Here is a 14674-nt window from a genome sequence, read left to right as displayed (position 1 = left end):
CCGGTCACCTGCGGGAGCGCGGCTCGGACGAGCGGACCGGGCGCCCCTCCAGCACATGGCGCACCAGTGGGACCGGCCCCCGCCCCGTTCCGGGCCGCGCCGGCACCAGCGCGTAGCTCAGGGCCAGTCTGAGCACGATCTCGCAGCGCGGGGCGAGCACCGCCGGGTCGTGCGGCGAACGTTGCGCCGTCGGGTCGGTCGGTGGCCGTTGCGCGGACGGGTCCGGGCCGAAGGCTCCGAGGACGGCCGCCGCGCGTTCCCTGGCCAGGCGGAGCAGCTCCGCGGGCGGTGGCGTCCCGGCATCGGCGCGCCGTTGGGCGGGCACCGACGAGACGGGCGGAGTGCCGCAGCGCACGGGGCGGGGTGCCCGCTCGCTCCAGCACCCCGTCAGCACCCCTCTGACCAGGGCGTTCGCGCGTACGACCCGGACGGTCCAGACAGCGGTGGCGGTCAGCTTCTCCGTCGCGCCGCCGTCCGAGGCCAGGGCCCGCTCCACCCCGGCCAGATAGCCGTCTGCGGCGTCCCGGAGCAGGGCGCGGGCCAGGCCGTCCTTGCCGCCGAACTCGTTGTGGAGGGTCTGCCGGGAGACGCCGGCGGCGGCTGCCACGTCGACCATGCGCACCGCCGTCCAGGGCCGGGTCGCCAGCGCCGAGAGGGCGGCGTCCAGCAGTGCTTCCCGCGCTGTGGGCATCGTCGCCTCCCGCGCCGAGGGCTCCGTCCCAGCGTTGGGGCACCTTGGGGAAGTGTCAATGACCCGTGCGGGGCCGGGGTCATGTGGTCCCGTTCACCCGCGGTCGATACTGTGACGACATGCCCGATTACCACGATGATCTGCGCCTTGCCCATGTACTGGCGGACGCCGCCGACGCGGCGACGATGGAGCGGTTCAAGGCCCTGGACCTCAAGGTCGAGACCAAGCCGGACATGACGCCGGTGAGCGAGGCCGACAAGGCCGCCGAGGAGCTGATCCGGGGCCATCTCCAGCGGGCGCGCCCGCGTGACGCGATCCTGGGCGAGGAGTTCGGCATCGAGGGCACCGGTCCGCGGCGCTGGGTGATCGACCCGATCGACGGCACCAAGAACTACGTGCGCGGCGTGCCCGTCTGGGCGACGCTGATCTCGCTGATGGAGGCCGGGGAGGAGGGTTTCCAGCCGGTCGTCGGCGTGGTGTCGGCCCCGGCGCTGAACCGGCGCTGGTGGGCGGCGAAGGGGGCCGGGGCGTTCACCGGCCGCAGTCTGACCTCCGCGACCCGGCTCCAGGTGTCGAAGGTCGAGCGGATCGCGGACGCCTCGTTCGCGTACGCATCGCTGAGCGGCTGGGAGGAGCAGGGCCGGCTCGAGGGGTTCCTGGATCTGACCCGGGCCTGCTGGCGCACCCGCGGGTACGGCGACTTCTGGCCGTACATGATGGTTGCCGAGGGCTCGGTGGACATCTGCGCGGAGCCGGAGCTCTCGCTCTGGGACATGGCCGCCAACGCGATCGTCGTCCAGGAGGCGGGCGGGAGTTTCACCAGCCTGGACGGGGTCTCCGGCCCGGGCGGCGGCAACGCCGCAGCCTCCAACGGCCTGCTCCACCACGAACTGCTGGGCTATCTGAACCAGCGCTACTGACCCGGGACCGGGCCCGATCCCGGGCCCGCCCTCGCGCCCCGCTCGCCCCGTACCGCCCGGGGCGCGCACGGGGGGCATCCGCCACCCGGACCGCCTCAAGGGCCCGCCCCGGCCGACCGGGGGCGGTCCGGGACGGCGTCACGCGCCCCCGTGTGCGCACTCCGGGGCGGCTTCGCGCCTTGCCGGTCCCCCGCATCGGTGCGATTCTGGGATTCCCCCCACTTGTGCATTTGTGAACCGATCCGTGTGGTCGTTCCGACAAGGAGGTGGCTCCCTTCATGCTCGTCCGTGACGCCATGAGCACTCTGGTCCTCACCATCGGCCCCGCCCACACGCTCCGTCAGGCGGCGCGGCTGATGTCGGTCCGTCGCGTCGGGGCCGCGGTCGTCCTCGACCAGGACACCAGCGGGCTCGGCATCCTCACCGAACGCGACATACTCGACGCGATCGGCTGGGGCCAGGATCCCGACGTCGAGACCGTCGCCACCCACACCACCACCGACGTGGTCTTCGCCGCCCCCACCTGGACCCTGGAGGAGGCCGCGGAGGCCATGACGCACGGGGGGTTCCGCCATCTGATCGTGCTGGACGACCACGGGCCGGTGGGCATCGTCTCCGTCCGCGACATCCTGCGCTGCTGGACGCCCACCAGGCGCCGCCGCCACGCGGAGCTGATCGGCTGAGAGCCCTGGAACGACCGGTGGGCCGGTCCCCAGGGAAGGGGGACCGGCCCACCGCCGACGACAGGCGTCCGGGTCAGCCGCGCAGGGCCTGGACCGCGGCCTCCAGACGCTTGCCGAAGTCGCCGTCCGCCTGGCGGAAGTTGTTGATCGCGCGCTCGATGATGTCGTCGCGCGACACCTTGGCGATGAACCCGGCGAGGTTGTCGATCAGCCGCACCTTCTCGTCCTCGGAGAAGAGCCGGTAGAGGTTTCCGGCCTGCACGAAGTCGTCGTCCTCGGCGTGGCTCGGGGCCGCGTGCGTGCCGACCTCGCCGTTGACGGTGGTGGGCCCCCACAGCGGGCGGTCCGTCTGCGCCGGGCCGCCGAAGCTGTTCGGCTCGTAGTTCTTCGCGCCCTTGTGGCGGCCGTCGTACAGGTAGCCGTCACGGCTGTTGGTGCGCGCCTCGGTGGCGTGCGGGCGATTCACCGGCAGGTGGTCGGCGTTGATGCCGACGCGGTAGCGGTGGGCGTCGCCGTAGGCGAAGAGACGGCCCTGGAGCATCTTGTCGGGGGACGGGCCGATGCCCGGCACGAAGTGCGCGGGGCTGAAGATCGACTGCTCGACCTCGGCGAAGATGTTCTCCGGGTTGCGGTTGAGCTCCAGCTTCCCGATCTCGATCGGCGGGTAGTCCTCGTGCGGCCACACCTTGGTGAGGTCGAACGGGTTGAAGCGGTACGTGGCCGCCTCGGCCGCCGGCATGATCTGGACCTGCACGGTCCAGGTCGGGAAGTCGCCGCGCTCGATGGCCTCGCGCAGGTCGCGCTGGTGGCTGTCCGGGTCGGAACCGGCGAGGAGGGCGGCCTCCTCCGAGGTGAGGTTCTTGATGCCCTGGTCGGTCTTGAAGTGGTACTTGACCCAGAAGACCTCGCCGGCCTCGTTGTTCCACTGGAAGGTGTGGGAACCGTAGCCGTTCATGTGGCGGTAGCTGGCGGGAATGCCTCGGTCGCCGAAGAGCCAGGTCACCTGGTGGGTGGACTCGGGGGACAGACCCCAGAAGTCCCAGACGTTGTCCGCCTCCTGCGAGCCGGTGTACGGGTCGCGCTTCTGGGTGTGGATGAAGTCGGGGAACTTGATGGCGTCCTTGATGAAGAACACCGGGGTGTTGTTGCCGACGAGGTCGTAGTTGCCCTCCTCGGTGTAGAACTTCAGCGCCCAGCCGCGGGGGTCGCGCACCGCGTCGGCCGCACCGAGGTTGCCCGCGACGGTGGAGAAGCGCAGGAACGTCTCGGTCTGCTTGCCGACCTCGGAGAGGAACTTCGCCCGCGTCCACTGCGAGACGTCACGGGTCAGCGTGAACGTGCCGTACGCACCGGCGCCGCGGGCGTGCACGACGCGCTCCGGAATGCGCTCGCGGTTGAAGTGCGCCAGCTTCTCCAGCAGTGACTGGTCCTGCACCAGGACGGGACCGCCGACGCCCGCGGTCTGGCTGTTCTGGTTGTCGGCGACCGGCGCGCCGGCCTCCGTGGTGAGCGGTCCCTGCGTCACGTGCGCCTCCTGCGTCGTTCCTGCACATTCGTCATGTCCTGCACAGCCTGTCCCTTGGCGTATGCCGGTCTCGATCCTACAATGGACATTGTCCAAGTCAAGCGAGCATCCAAATCAACACCCGTTCGGGACACGCTCCCTCCACTGTTAGGCTTGTCGTCATGAGTGACCTGCTGGAACGACTCCGCGGACGCGGCTGGCGCATGACCGCACAGCGGCGCGTCGTGGCCGAGGTCCTCGACGGGGACCATGTGCACCTGACGGCCGACGAGGTCCATGCGCGGGCCGTCGCCAAGCTGCCCGAGATCTCCCGCGCCACCGTCTACAACACCCTGGGCGAGATGGTGACGCTCGGCGAGGTCATCGAGGTCTCCACGGACCGGCGCGCCAAGCGCTACGACCCGAACGCGCACCGCCCCCACCACCACCTCGTCTGCGCGAGCTGCGGCGCGATCCGCGACGTGCACCCGGTCGGCGACCCGATGGCGGACCTGCCTCACGAGGAGCGCTTCGGCTTCACGGTCTCCGACGTCGAGGTGACCTACCGGGGCATCTGCCCGAACTGCGCCGCGACGGCCTGAGCCGACCCGAGTCGGCCCGGCCGGCCGGCGATCGCGGCACGGGGCTTCCCCCGTCCGCCACTTCCCCGTCTGCGATTTCCCGTCCACGGGGGTGCCCCGTGGACTCCCGGACCGGGCCCCGGCATGCACAGAGGGCCGGATCCCTGAAGGATCCGGCCCTCTGTTTTCAGTAGCGGGGACAGGATTTGAACCTGCGACCTCTGGGTTATGAGCCCAGCGAGCTACCGAGCTGCTCCACCCCGCGTCGTTGTGTGCACAACACTACGTCACCTCTCCGGACCAGTGCAAATCGATATAGCCCCCCAGCAGGGACGGCACGGATCCGGAGCCCTCACCCCGGTCGCGCCTCGCACGCGGAGGGTCCGGAACGGGGCGGGGCAGTCCGGGGACGCGGCACGCAGGCCGGGCCGGGGAGGGTACGCAGGCCGGGCCGGACCGACGGGGGCGGCGCCGCCGCACAGCCCGGGGGCAACGCAAGGACGGCGCAGGCATACCTCGCCGTTCGGCGCGCGGGCGGTGCCTCGCCTTCCCTTTCAGGGGCGGTGCGGGCGGTGCCTCGTCACCCCGGCCCCGTCCGCCCCGTCCACCCGCCCCGCCTACGCGGTCAGCTCCTGGTGGAGTGCCTCACTCAGCCGGGCGGCCCGTTCGGCGACCTCCGCCGGGCCCAGCTCGACGGCCCGCGCGCACCAGCGCCGCCCCTCGGTGAGCTCACCGCGACGGGCGGCCAGCAGGGCCAGCCGCAGGGCGGCCCGACCGTGCCCGTCGTTCGCGGCGCGGCTCCACCACAGCGCGGCCTCCCGCTCGCTGCCCTCGCGGGCGAGCAGCAGCCCCAGGTTGAAGGCGCCGTTGCGACTGCCCGCCTCGGCGGCCTCGCGGTACCAGCGGGCGGCGCTGTCCACGTCGCCGCGGGCGGCCGCGAGCATCCCGACCCGCACCTGGGCACGGCGGTGCCCCTGCTCGGCGGCCCGCTCGTACCACTCCTCGCACTCGGTCTTCTCCGGCATCGGCTCGCCCAGCGCGGGAGGGCCCGGGGGCGGCCGGCGCGAGTCCAGCACCCCGGCCAGCCGGAAGGCGGCCTCGGCGCTGCCGCCGCCGGCCGCGCAGCGCAGATGGCGTTCGGCCTCCTGCTCCTCGCCCTGGTGCAGCAGGGCCATGCCAACCTGGAGCGCGGCCTCGGTGTGCCCGGCCGCCGCCGCCCGCTCGTACCAGACCAGGGCGGCACGGTCCTCGTCGCGCCCGGCGTACAGGATGCCGAGGTTGAACGCCGCGTCCACGCTGCCCGCCTCGGCCGCCTTGGAGAACCAGGGCTCGGCGCCGGTCGCGTCACCGGCCTGGAGCAGGAGCACGGCCAGCGCGTTGGCGGCCTCGCGGTGGCCCGCGTACGCGGCGCGGCGGTACCACTGCTCGGCCTGCGCGGTACGGTCCTGCGCCGCGCAGAGCAGCCCGAGGTTGTAGGCGCCGTTGACGTCGCCCGCGTCCATCGCGGCGCGGTACCAGCGTTCGGCGGTCTGCTGCTCGCCGCGGGCGGCGTGCAGCGCGCCCAGGGCGTTGGCCGCGTTGCCGTCGCCGTCCTGCGCCGCGCGCAGCCACCACACGGCGGCGCTCTCCTCGTCACCCGCGTCACGCAGCAGGAAGCCGAGCGCGCAGGCGGCCCGCGCCTCACCGGCCTTCGCGGAGATGAGGTACCAGCGGCCGGCCTCCTTGGGCTCGCCGCGCTGTTCGAGGATGGCGCCGAGGTGCAGGGCGGCGCGCTGGTGCCCCCGCGCGGCGGCCTGCCGGTACCACTGCTCGGCCTCGCCCACGCGGCCGGTCGCCGGGCCCGCCACCGGGCCGTCGTCCCTGCGCGCCATGATGCGGTCGAGGACGTCCGGCCGGTCGGCGCCCCTCCCGCCGGGGCCGGAGCCCGGCCGTCCGAAGGCGTCGTGCGGGTCGTCCGCGGCGCTGCGGTCCAGCATCCGCGCGAGACGGTACGCGGCTTCCCGGTGCCCCTGTTCCGCGGCGGCGCGCAGCCAGCGTTCCGCGCCGACGTCGCTGCGGTGTTCCAGCAGGTCGGCGAGGGCGTACGCGCCCAGCGCGTGGCCCTGCTCGGCGGACTGCCGCAGCCAGTACTCGGCGCCGGGCTCGTCGCCGCGCTCGCGGTAGTGACGGCCGAGGGCGTGTGCGGCGGCCGCGGAACCCGCGACGGCGGCGACGCGCCACCAGCCGGCCGCTTCGTCGGGGTATCCGCGCTGGTGGAGCAGGACGCCCAGGTTGTTGGCCGCGGCCCGGTCGCCGTCCGCGGTGGCGCCGCGCAGGTAGGGTTCGGCGCCGTCCAGGTCGCCGCGGCGCAGCAGCAGCGCGCCGAGGACGCTCATCGACGCGGTGTTCCCGGCGTCGGCGGCGCGTCGGTAGCGGGCCTCGCTCTCGGCGCTCTCCGGGCTCTCAACACCGCCGGTCGTCCCGGTCGTCCCGGAGGCCCCGCGAGCCTCGGCGCTCCTGCCGATGCGGGCGCTTCCCGTGTTCTCTGTGAACTCCGTGCTCTCGGCGGTCGCGGCACACCCCGCAGTCTCGGCGGTCTCGGTCGTCCTGATGATCTCAGGCGTTTCAAGCGTCTCGGGTGTCTCAGGTGTGTCGGTGGTCTCACTCTTTACTGCGGCATCACCGCCAAAAGCCGCATTTGCCTTGCTATCCGGCCGATGAACGCGGCGCTGCACAAACCGCCCTGTCTCCAACAGAGTTGCCCTGTCCCCCATAAATACCATCGTCACACCACCTGTAACCCGCGTACACCCGGTATATCGCGGCCAGTGAGGTCACTTCAGCGTTTTGTCGACATGCCCACAGAGAGACAAGTCAAACACGTCCGGGCTCAACTCGTGCCCTGCGAACCGCCCTTCACGCGCTTCGCACAAGAAATCTCGTCATGGCACGACAAAGGCCCGGATCCTCGAAAGGATCCGGGCCTTCGTCTTTCAGTAGCGGGGACAGGATTTGAACCTGCGACCTCTGGGTTATGAGCCCAGCGAGCTACCGAGCTGCTCCACCCCGCGTCGTTGTGTGGAAACCGTACCACGACGCGGGGTGGAGCCTTTACCGGGTTTCTCAGCCGCCGCCGCTGCGGGCGACGGAGGCGTTCTCCTTGTCCTTGTCCTCCGGCCTGCCCTTGTCGTCCTCCGGCTTGCCCTGTTCGGAGCCGTTCTTGTCCGTGCTGTCCGTGCTGTCCGGCTTGGACTGGGCTGCCGCCGCGCGTTCGAGCGCGTCCTGCAGGTCCTTCTGGGCCTCGCCGTAGGCGGTCCAGTCCTGTTCCTTCAGGGCTGCCTCACCCGCCTCGTAGGCCTTCTGCGCGTCCGCGATGGCCTTCTTCAGCGCCGCCTCGCCGGTGGCCGGCGGCTGCGTGGTGTCGCTCGGTGGCCGGGTGGTGTCCGTGGGCGGCTGGCCGGTGTCGGAGCCCGCCACCCCGAAGACCGCGTTGAGCGCCTCGCCGAGGCTGTTCTCGAAGACGGTCTTCGACCCGTACGAGGCGGCCACCTTCCGCAGCAGCGGATAGTTCTGCGTGCCACCGCGCGTGTAGACCGGCTCGATGTAGAGGAAGCCCCCTTCGAGCGGCACGGTCAGCAGGTTGCCGTACTCGATGTCGGAGTCGGTCCCCTTCAGGTTCCTCACGAACTCGGCGACGTCGTCGTTGCCGTTGAGCTCACTCTGTACCTGACCGGGGCCCTTCACCGTGGTGGTGACCCTCAGCAGCCTTATCGTGCCGTAGTCCTTGCTGGCCGCGTCCGCGTCCACCGCCATGAACGCCCCGAGGTCGGGTCGTCCCTTCGGTGTGAACGTCGTCGTCAGCGAGAACTTCTGATCCTCCTGCCCGGGCATCTTTATGCTCAGGTAGTACGGCGGGACGGAACCGGACTCCTTGTTGGTCGGGTCGTCCGGGACCTGCCACGCGTCACTTCCGCTGTAGAACTGGGCGGGGTTCGTGACGTGGTAGCGGGTGAGCAGTTCGCGCTGCACCTTGAACAGGTCCTGCGGGTAGCGCAGGTGGTCCATCAGCTCCTGCGGGATGTCCGTCCTCGGCTCGACGGTGCCCGGGAACGCCTTGCGCCAGGTCTTGAGGACCGGGTCCTCGGTGTCCCACTCGTAGAGCTTGACCTTGCCGTCGTACGCGTCGACGGTGGCCTTCACCGAGTTGCGGATGTAGTTGACCTGGTTCTGCTGGGCGACGACCGCGCGCTGGTTGGTGGTCAGCGAGTCGGCCGTGGTGTCACCGAGCGTCGTGCGCGAGGCATACGGGTAGCTGTTGGTGGTGGTGTACGCGTCGACGATCCACTGGATGCGGCCGTCCACCACCGCCGGGTAGGCGTCGCCGTCGATGGTCAGCCACGGGGCGACCGCCTCGACGCGCTCCTTGGGCGTGCGGTTGTAGAGGATCCGCGAGCCCTCGCCGATGGCTCCCGAGTAGAGGATCTGCGGCTCGCTGAACGCGACGGCGTACGCGGCACGGTTGAAGGCGTTGGAGAGGCTGACCCCGCTGTCGCCCTGGTAGCTGGTGGTCTTCTCGCCGTCCTCCTCGTAGTCGAGCTCCTTCTGGGGCCCGCCGACGATGGAGTACTGCTCGGTCTTCTCGCCGTAGTAGATCCGCTGCTCGTACTTGCCGAGCTCACCGTCCGTCGGCAGGCCGGACTCGGTGAAGTCCGGGGAACCCTTCGGGTTCTTGCCGGTCGTCGTGCCCCGGGCCGCGATGGCACCGTAGCCGTGGGTGTAGGTGAAGTGGTCGTTGATCCAGTTGCGCTTGGGGATGCCGTCGAGGTTGAGCTCGCGCAGACCGATGATCGTGTCCTGGTCCTTGCCGGCGGCGTCCTTGTAGCGGTCGACGTCCAGCGTCCTGGGGAACTGGTAGTAGTTCCTCTTCTGCTGGAGCTGCTGGAAGGCCGGGGAGACGACATTGGGGTCCATCACCCGGTAGCTGGCGGCGCTGTCCGCGCTCGCGCGCAGCTTGGCGTCGTCGTCCGTCGTGCTCTTGCCGGAGTAGTCGTCGACCTGCGCGTCGTCGATGTCGTACGCGTCACGCGTCGCGTCGATGTTCTTCCGGATGAACGGTGCTTCCTTGGCCTGCTCGTTCGGCTGGACCTGGAACTTCTGCACGATCGCCGGGTACAGCCCGCCGATCAGGATCGCCGAGAGCACCATGAGGCCGAAGCCGATCACCGGGAGCTGCCAGGTGCGGCGCCAGAGCGTCGCGAAGAACAGCACGGCGCAGATCGCGGCGATGCAGAAGAGGATGGTCTTCGCCGGGAGGTAGGCGTTGGCGTCGACGTACCGCAGGCCCGTCCAGTTGTCCGTGGCCTTGAAGTCGCTGGACTTCACGGCCAGGCCGTACCGGTCGAGCCAGTACGCCACGGCCTTCAGCGAGACGAAGATCCCGAGCAGCACCGACAGGTGGCCGGTGGCCGCACCGGTCGCGCGGGCGCCGGGGCTGGTGATGCGGAGCCCGCCGTACAGGTAGTGGGTCAGTCCGGCGGCGATCAGCGAGAGCACCGTGGCCGCGAAGCCGAAGCCCAGCAGGAAGCGGTACCACGGCAGGTCGAAGGCGTAGAAGGACACGTCCAGGTGGAACTGGGGGTCCTTCTGTCCGAACGCCACGCCGTTCACGTACATCAGCCAGGTACGCCACTGGCCGGAGGCGGATGCTCCGGCGATCAGTCCGACGAGGGCGGTGATCGCGAGCAGCACCCACTTCTTGTGCGGGGCCAGGCTCATCCGGTAACGGTCCAGGCTCTGCTGCTCCAGGGACATCGCGCTCAGCGGCGGCCGGAGCCGGTGCGCGAGCCAGATGTTCAGACCGACGGCCACGGCCATCAGGAGTCCGAAGACGAGGAACAGCCCGATCTTGGTCCACAGGGTGGTGGTGAAGACGGACGAATACGAGACCGACCGGTACCAGAGCCAGTCCGTCCAGAACCCGGCGAACATGACGAACACCATGGCGAGAATCGCCAGGACGCCCAATGTCATGAGCAGGGTACGGGCGCGCCGGGACGGGCGGCCGACTCTGATCCGTGGCCCTGTCGGGCCTCCGCCGCGGTCCGGCATCTGGAAAGCCAACGTGCGCACCTCGAAGTTCGCGGGTCGTTGTGAAGCGGGCCCAGCGATCGTAGAGCCCACCTATGCAACTTACTGAGGCTTTACCTAGTTCCCGTTACCGGGTCGGAAGGAGGCAGGATATTGGCCATGTCCAATGTTTCCCCCTCTGGCCCCCCGATGGCCGCGAGCCCGCTCACCGTCGCCGTGCTCGAAATCGACGAGTACATCTCCGGTCTCGGCTGGGACCAGCCGGCCCGGCTCTTCGCCCTGGTCGACACCGCCAAGCTGCGTGACCAGGAACCCGGTCTCGCGGCCCAGCTCGGCCTCGAAGACCCCGAGGCCCCGGCCTCCTCGCTCACCCCCATCGAACAGGACGAGCTGCCGCCGGGCACCGCCCTGGACGAGTTCCTGGCCACGATCGCCTGGCCCGACGCGGTGATCGGGTGCGCGATGTCGGTGGAGCGGCTGATGCTGCCGCCGTCCGCCGAGGCGTCCGTGCCGGAGGGGCTCAGCGACGCGCAGCTGACCAAGTGGGTCGCCAAGCACCCGGAGCGCCAGGAGGTGCGGATGACCGTGGCCGTCCTCCGGGACGGTACGCGCGAGTCGGCCGTGCGGCTGCGGGCGAAGGACACCCCGAGCGAGGTGCGGACCGGCGCCGGTCTGGTGCCCGGACTGGCCGACGCACTGGCCGCCACCTTCGAGGCCTGACCCGCCGCAGCCGCCCCGCCGGGGGCGCGGTCAGCCTGCCGAGCAGCTCGGCAGCCCGGCCGTGTCCCCCGCCCCGATCTTCTCCAGGGACTCCCGCGCGTCGGCGAGCGTCTTGACCCTCACCAGGGTGAGCCCGCTCGGCGTGTCGGCGGCGGCGGACCTGCAGTTCCCGTCCGGTGTCAGGAAGTACCTGGCACCCGCCTCGCGTGCGCCGACCAGCTTCATGTTGATGCCGCCGATCGGGCCGACCTTGCCCTTGTCGTCGATCGTACCGGTGCCCGCGACGAACTTCCCGCCGGTGAGCTTGCCGGGCGTCAGCTTGTCGATGAGGCCCAGCGAGAACATCAGGCCGGCGCTCGGTCCGCCGACGTCGGCGAGCTCGATGTCGATCCGGAACGGGAAGGTGTGGTCCGTCCCGGCCTGGATGCCGACGATCGCGCGGTCCTCCTTGGGGGCCTTCGCGGTCGTGATGACGATCTCCCGGCTGCCTTCGGGCTCCTTGCCGGCCTTCTCCGCCGCCTGTGCCGTCTTCGCGGGGATGATCGTGAACGTGACCTTCTCACCGGGGTCGTGGCGGGTGACGAGCTTCGCCACGTCCTCCGGCTGCTCGACCGGCGTGCCGTCGACCTGCTTGATCACGTCGCCCGCGTGCAGCTTGCCCTGGGCGGGGCTGTCCTTCACGACCGTGGAGACCACGACGCGCGAGGAGACCGGGATGCCCAGCTCGGTCAGCGCGGCGACCTTGGCGCTCTCCTGGGACTGGCTGAACTCCTCGGCGTTCTCCTGGGTCGACTCCTGCTCGGTCTTCCCGTCGGGGTACAGCGTGTCGTGCGGCACGACCACGCTGTCGTGGGCCAGCCAGCCGTAGACGGCCTCGACGAGGTTCATCCGGTAGTCGGCGCCGGTGACCCTGACCGTCGTCATGTTGAGGTTTCCGGACGTCGGATACGTCTTGTGCCCGGAAATCTGCAGGACGGGTTCGCTGCCGACCTTGCCGAGGGTGTTCACGGTCGGTCCGGGGGACATTTCCGAGTACGGCACTTTGATCAGCACGCCTGCGCAGAGCAGCGCGATGAGGATCAGGGTGGAGGCGAGCATCGTCGCGGTGCGGCGTGGCATGGAACGACAGTACGGGAAGGGACTGTCAGTGCACTGTCGGGGCCGGTCCGCAGGGAGGGAGACGGGGCGGGGCGCGACGCCGGAAGGCGGCCGTGGCCGGAGCCGTGCCGCGAATTGGCGACTGCGTATGTGTGACGGATTTCAGACGACGTCGGAACCGGAGTGCGATTTCTCCATCGCCTCACGGAACCGGGCATACCCGGCGAGCTCGGAGACATCACCGGTCGTGCGATTACGAGCGGCCCAGCTCCCCCATATCGCAGCGCCGAGCGCAGCGAAAAGCGGAATCAACAACCAGGCGAGTGCTGCCATTACGACCTCCCTACCCCGTGAGCGACCGCAACTGACCGATCAGCAGATTAACCGTCTGCGGAATCAACGCTCACGGCAGGGGGGCGGTTACGCAAATCAGGTCCGGTGTGACGTCCGTCCGGGTTGCGCTCAGCAGGCGCCGACCCACTCCTCGGTGCCGTCCGAGAAGCGCTGGTGCTTCCAGATCGGAACCTCGTGCTTGAGGTCGTCGATGAGCTTGCGGCACGCCTCGAACGCCTCGGCGCGGTGCGGGCAGGAGACGGCGACGACCACCGCGAGATCGCCCACTTGGAGCTCGCCCACCCGGTGGACGGCGGCCAGCGCGCGGACCGGGAAGTTCGCGGCGACCTTCTCGGCCACCCGGCGCAGCTCGTCCTGCGCCGACGGGTGACAGGAGTACCCGAGCGCACCGACGTCCTGACCGCCGTCGTGGTTGCGCACCGTGCCGACGAAGAGCGCCGTGCCACCGGCGGCGTCGTCCCCGACGGCCCGGAAGACCTCGTCGACCGACAGCGGCGTGTCGCGGATCTCCAGCAGCCGGACGGGGTCCGTAGACGCCTGCTCGCCGGGGTGGTCGTGAATGGGAGCCATGCGCCCCATGGTGCCGTACGGCACCGACAGCGCGGAACCGCGTTTTCCACCGGCGGGCCGCCCCCTGCCTTGGAGCCTTCTCCAGGCACCCCGAAGGGGTGCGTGCGGGCATCCGGCCGGAAGGAACGCGACAAGGGCCGTGCCGCAGGGGCCCGTGCCCTGGACGCCGCACCCGGGAGGACCGCGCCTTGGACGCCATGCCCTGGGGGATGTGTCCTGGACGCCATGCCCTGGAGGCAGGTCCGGAAGACCGTGTCCTGGGAGGCGCGGGGCCTGGGAGCGCGTATCCGGGGGCGCGGGGGCCGGGAGGGCGCCCGCGCCCGCCCCGCTCAGATGCGGCGGCGGGCCTTGCGGGCGCGGCGGACCAGCGCGGCGGTGCCCAGGAGCGCCACGGTCGCACCGGCGGCGCCCGCCGCGGTGGCGTCCTTGCGGCCGAGTCGACGGCCGGCGACGGTGTGCCGACCCTCGACCTCTTCGAGGAGCGCGGCGAGCACCTCCTCGTTGGTCCAGGCCGGGCGCCAGCCCACGTCGTGCAGCCGGCTCACGCTGACCACCCAGGGGTGCATCGTGTACGCCAGATCGCCCGCCGGTGACGGGGTGAGGCCGATCCGGTGCAGCCGGGCGGCGGCGCCCAGGGCCACGGCGGAGGGCAGTTCCATCCGGCGGACGCCGCTGAGCTCCTCGACCTCCTCCTGTTCCAGCCAGCCGTCGCAGCCGACCGCGAACTCGCCGTCGATCTTCTCCAGCGCGGCGTACTCCAGGGCCGTGACCAAATCGTCGACGTGGCAGAACTGCCAGGCCGGTCGTGATCCGGCGACGACCAGGAGGCGCGGCGACTCGAAGTAGCGGGTCAGCGCGGTGTCCGTACCGCCGACCAGGACCGTGGGCCTGACCACGGTCACGTTGAGTCCGGGGTGGGCGCGGGGCGCGCGGCGGCCGAGCCGCTCGATCTCCAGGAGGTCGCCGACGCCGGTGGCCTCGGCCGTGGCCCGCAGCTCGGCGTCCTCGGCGAGCGGGATGTCGTTGTCGGGCAGCGCCCCGTAGACCATCGCCGATGTGCACAGCACGACCCGGTGGACGCCGACGGCCGCCGCGGCCGTCAGCACGGTCTGGGTGCCGCGCACGTTGTAGGCGGTGCGGGCCGCGGGGTCGGTCTCCAGGTCGAGGTCGAGCGCCAGGTGCACCACGACGTCCGCGCCGCGCAGTTTCTCCGCGATGGCGGGGTCGCGGACGTCGAGGAGGTGCCAGGTCGCCTCGGACACCTCGCCGCGCCGCTCGTCGATGGCGATGACCTGCTTGATCTCCTCGGACGCCGCGAGGCGCGCGGTGAGCAGCTCGCCCACGCCACCGGCGGCTCCGGTGATCGCGACGACGGGGCCACGGCTTCGGGAACGGCTCTTTGCGGGTTTGTTCTCGGTCGAGGGGGCGGACGGGTTTCGCGCTGCGCGAACCTGAGGGTCTGGGGAACTCACCGGGCGTCTCCAGCG

12 protein-coding genes and 2 tRNA genes are annotated in these 14674 nt (G+C 70.9%); 4 read left to right on the top strand and 10 right to left on the bottom strand.

All coding sequences use genetic code 11. The features are described from left to right. Positions 1-4: 4 nt before the first annotated feature. Positions 5-691: a TetR/AcrR family transcriptional regulator gene (locus tag OCT49_RS24020; protein WP_283853902.1), complete on the bottom strand. Its 687-nt coding sequence runs from the start codon at positions 689-691 to the stop codon at positions 5-7. Positions 692-810: 119 nt separating this feature from the next. Between OCT49_RS24020 and hisN the strand changes: the two genes are divergently transcribed. After that, positions 811-1611, top strand: a complete 801-nt coding sequence (gene hisN / locus OCT49_RS24015; RefSeq protein ID WP_283853901.1) for a histidinol-phosphatase — start codon at positions 811-813, stop codon at positions 1609-1611. 278 nt (positions 1612-1889) lie between these two features. Beyond that, complete coding sequence (locus OCT49_RS24010; RefSeq protein ID WP_283853900.1) at positions 1890-2294, top strand: CBS domain-containing protein; 405 nt, start codon at positions 1890-1892, stop codon at positions 2292-2294. 73 nt (positions 2295-2367) lie between these two features. Here the strand turns inward: OCT49_RS24010 and OCT49_RS24005 are convergent, their stop codons facing one another. Continuing rightward, the gene (locus tag OCT49_RS24005; RefSeq protein WP_283853899.1) at positions 2368-3819 is read right to left on the bottom strand and encodes a catalase; all 1452 of its coding nucleotides are present in this window, start codon (positions 3817-3819) and stop codon (positions 2368-2370) included. 161 nt (positions 3820-3980) lie between these two features. On the opposite strand from OCT49_RS24005, the gene OCT49_RS24000 reads away from it, so the two are divergent. Continuing rightward, positions 3981-4400, top strand: coding sequence for a Fur family transcriptional regulator (locus OCT49_RS24000; protein WP_283853898.1), 420 nt, complete (start codon positions 3981-3983; stop codon positions 4398-4400). 170 nt (positions 4401-4570) lie between these two features. On the opposite strand, the gene OCT49_RS23995 is transcribed toward OCT49_RS24000, so the two are convergent. The 4 genes from OCT49_RS23995 to OCT49_RS23980 all read right to left on the bottom strand — a co-directional run bounded on the left by OCT49_RS23995 (position 4571) and on the right by OCT49_RS23980 (position 10466). Beyond that, a tRNA-Met gene (locus OCT49_RS23995) sits at positions 4571-4644 on the bottom strand. A 352-nt stretch (positions 4645-4996) separates the two neighbouring features. Next, entirely contained in the window at positions 4997-7141 is a 2145-nt protein-coding gene (locus OCT49_RS23990; RefSeq protein ID WP_283855920.1) for a tetratricopeptide repeat protein, read from the bottom strand. A 214-nt stretch (positions 7142-7355) separates the two neighbouring features. After that, positions 7356-7429: transfer RNA gene (locus OCT49_RS23985), tRNA-Met, on the bottom strand. 52 nt (positions 7430-7481) lie between these two features. Further along, the gene (locus OCT49_RS23980) at positions 7482-10466 is read right to left on the bottom strand and encodes a UPF0182 family membrane protein (RefSeq protein ID WP_283855919.1); all 2985 of its coding nucleotides are present in this window, start codon (positions 10464-10466) and stop codon (positions 7482-7484) included. A gap of 138 nt (positions 10467-10604) precedes the next feature. Between OCT49_RS23980 and OCT49_RS23975 the strand changes: the two genes are divergently transcribed. Further along, positions 10605-11165 (top strand): PPA1309 family protein, encoded by a 561-nt coding sequence (locus tag OCT49_RS23975; protein ID WP_283853897.1) that lies wholly within the window; start codon positions 10605-10607, stop codon positions 11163-11165. 30 nt (positions 11166-11195) lie between these two features. On the opposite strand, the gene OCT49_RS23970 is transcribed toward OCT49_RS23975, so the two are convergent. From OCT49_RS23970 to OCT49_RS23955, 4 genes are all read right to left on the bottom strand, one after another. Continuing rightward, complete coding sequence (locus OCT49_RS23970) at positions 11196-12284, bottom strand: YlbL family protein (RefSeq protein WP_283853896.1); 1089 nt, start codon at positions 12282-12284, stop codon at positions 11196-11198. Between the two features lie 141 nt (positions 12285-12425). Then, positions 12426-12596 carry a hypothetical protein gene (locus OCT49_RS23965; protein WP_187438840.1) on the bottom strand — a complete coding sequence of 57 codons (171 nt, stop codon included), beginning with the start codon at positions 12594-12596 and terminating at the stop codon, positions 12426-12428. 129 nt (positions 12597-12725) lie between these two features. Further along, positions 12726-13187 carry a molybdenum cofactor biosynthesis protein MoaE gene (locus tag OCT49_RS23960; protein WP_283853895.1) on the bottom strand — a complete coding sequence of 154 codons (462 nt, stop codon included), beginning with the start codon at positions 13185-13187 and terminating at the stop codon, positions 12726-12728. Between the two features lie 329 nt (positions 13188-13516). Next, entirely contained in the window at positions 13517-14659 is a 1143-nt protein-coding gene (locus OCT49_RS23955) for an SDR family oxidoreductase (RefSeq protein ID WP_283853894.1), read from the bottom strand. Positions 14660-14674: the final 15 nt, after the last annotated feature.

Origin of the sequence: Streptomyces sp. ML-6 (assembly GCF_030116705.1) — a bacterium.
Classification (GTDB): Bacteria; Actinomycetota; Actinomycetes; order Streptomycetales; family Streptomycetaceae; genus Streptomyces.
This window is presented reverse-complemented; position numbering and strand designations above follow the sequence as displayed.

What these genes read in the sequence shown, in the direction of transcription:
- OCT49_RS23990 (WP_283855920.1), bottom strand. Translation starts at nt 7,141, where the DNA reads ATGGTATTTATGGGGGACAGGGCAACTCTGTTGGAGACAGGGCGGTTT.
- OCT49_RS23980 (WP_283855919.1), bottom strand. Translation starts at nt 10,466, where the DNA reads ATGCCGGACCGCGGCGGAGGCCCGACAGGGCCACGGATCAGAGTCGGC.
- OCT49_RS23975 (WP_283853897.1), top strand. Translation starts at nt 10,605, where the DNA reads ATGTCCAATGTTTCCCCCTCTGGCCCCCCGATGGCCGCGAGCCCGCTC.
- OCT49_RS23970 (WP_283853896.1), bottom strand. Translation starts at nt 12,284, where the DNA reads ATGCCACGCCGCACCGCGACGATGCTCGCCTCCACCCTGATCCTCATC.
- OCT49_RS24020 (WP_283853902.1), bottom strand. Translation starts at nt 691, where the DNA reads ATGCCCACAGCGCGGGAAGCACTGCTGGACGCCGCCCTCTCGGCGCTG.
- OCT49_RS23965 (WP_187438840.1), bottom strand. Translation starts at nt 12,596, where the DNA reads ATGGCAGCACTCGCCTGGTTGTTGATTCCGCTTTTCGCTGCGCTCGGC.
- OCT49_RS24000 (WP_283853898.1), top strand. Translation starts at nt 3,981, where the DNA reads ATGAGTGACCTGCTGGAACGACTCCGCGGACGCGGCTGGCGCATGACC.
- hisN (WP_283853901.1), top strand. Translation starts at nt 811, where the DNA reads ATGCCCGATTACCACGATGATCTGCGCCTTGCCCATGTACTGGCGGAC.
- OCT49_RS23960 (WP_283853895.1), bottom strand. Translation starts at nt 13,187, where the DNA reads ATGGCTCCCATTCACGACCACCCCGGCGAGCAGGCGTCTACGGACCCC.
- OCT49_RS24010 (WP_283853900.1), top strand. Translation starts at nt 1,890, where the DNA reads ATGCTCGTCCGTGACGCCATGAGCACTCTGGTCCTCACCATCGGCCCC.